This is a genomic window from Paenibacillus sp. A3 (genome assembly GCF_001399685.1).
GTDB lineage: Bacteria > Bacillota > Bacilli > Paenibacillales > NBRC-103111 > Paenibacillus_G.
The window spans coordinates 1-1,409 of sequence record NZ_JTHN01000361.1 but is presented as its reverse complement, the minus strand read 5'-3'; the positions used below and the strand labels follow the sequence as shown (position 1 = coordinate 1,409).

Annotated in this window: 1 protein-coding gene and 1 pseudogene; both read left to right on the top strand. The window is 50.7% G+C overall.

Annotated features, from left to right (window positions below; all coding sequences use genetic code 11):
• Positions 1-1,072, top strand: a 1,072-nt coding sequence (locus QJ48_RS34585) for an MATE family efflux transporter (protein ID WP_162238615.1), incomplete at its 5' end; no start/stop codon positions are given.
• Positions 1,073-1,102: 30 nt separating this feature from the next.
• Positions 1,103-1,409, top strand: a pseudogene (locus tag QJ48_RS34580) (GNAT family N-acetyltransferase); the annotation flags it as partial.

The following is a 1,409-nucleotide window of genomic DNA, read 5'->3' as shown; positions in this document are numbered from 1 at the left end:
CTTGTTTACCGCCAATCCGGCGGTCGTTATGGGGCTGGCTACTTCCGATAGCCATCTTGCCGAAATCGCATCGAAGTTTTTGGGCGTCATTTCGTTAAGCGTCATTTTTTTAGCGATTGTCAATGTGTTTGGCGTCGGTCTTCGAGCCATCGGACAAGCTTCCACTGCGATGTACTTCAGCATCGGAGGCGTCGCCTTGAATGTGCTGCTCAACTACCTGCTTATTTTTGGAAAAGCCGGGTTTCCCCAGTTAGGCATCATGGGGGCTGCCTATGCTACGCTGATCAGCAGTGTGGCGGAGGCCTTGCTGCTCACCGCAATGATTTACTTCACAAAACACCCCCTGGCGTTCGTTCCGAACGATTTCATCCGTTATATCACTAAAGATCGTTTAGTACAGTTTGTCCGAATATCCGTGCTGGCTACCGTCAACGGCTTCATCTGGTCTACGGGAATCTTCTTGTATCATGTCATTTACGGAAAGATCGGCACCGAAGCGTTGGCTATTATGTCGATGATGGCGACCGTCGATTCTTTCAGTGCCGCTTTTGAACAAGGATGCGCAACGGCAACGGCCGTGCTTTTGGGACATACTCTTGGACAACAACGCTTTATCGCGGTAATTGAGCAAGCTAAAGGGATGCTCATAATCAGTCTTTTGTTGTCGTTGGCGCTGGGTTCGCTGCTCTTGTTGTTTTACCGCCCGATTATCGGGTTGTACGGGGCGATCGACGACTCGTTAATCGATACGGCGTTCCAAGTGTATATGATCATGGCGCTCACGTTTTGGCTGAAAACGATCAATGCCGTCGGGATTAGCGGGGTGCTGCGCAGCGGAGGAGACTTGCAGGCGGGATTGGTGATTGATTTTACCGGACAATGGCTGATCGGCATTCCGCTTGCTTTAGTGGGCGCATTCGTCTTGAAATGGAGCTTGCCGCAAATTTTTATTCTGGTCATCATGGAAGATCTTGTGAAGGCGTGCATGACGCTTTACCGCATCCGGCAAGGCAAATGGGTTCGGAACCTTGTCACGGTGGAGACGCGCGAGCAGACATATTCGGCGATGTAATATTGAAAATTATTTTGAGGTGAAGCGATCGTGGAAATGCTGGACAGATTAGTGAGGCTTTATGAGCTGCCTCCGTTGGAGGACTATATTAACGCACTGCGCGAGAAGGGCATCCTGGTGCGCCGTCCGAGAGCTTACGAAAAAAATCAGGTGCTGGAATGGGTGCAAACCAATTTCAGCAAAGGCTGGATGAGCGAATGCGACGTCACGTTTTCCAATTCTCCGGTCAGCAGCTTTATTGCTACACGGGACGGAGAAATTATCGGGTTTGCTTGCTACGAAGCGACATACCGGAATTTTTTCGGTCCGATCGGGGTGGGTGAGGCTTACCGGGGCG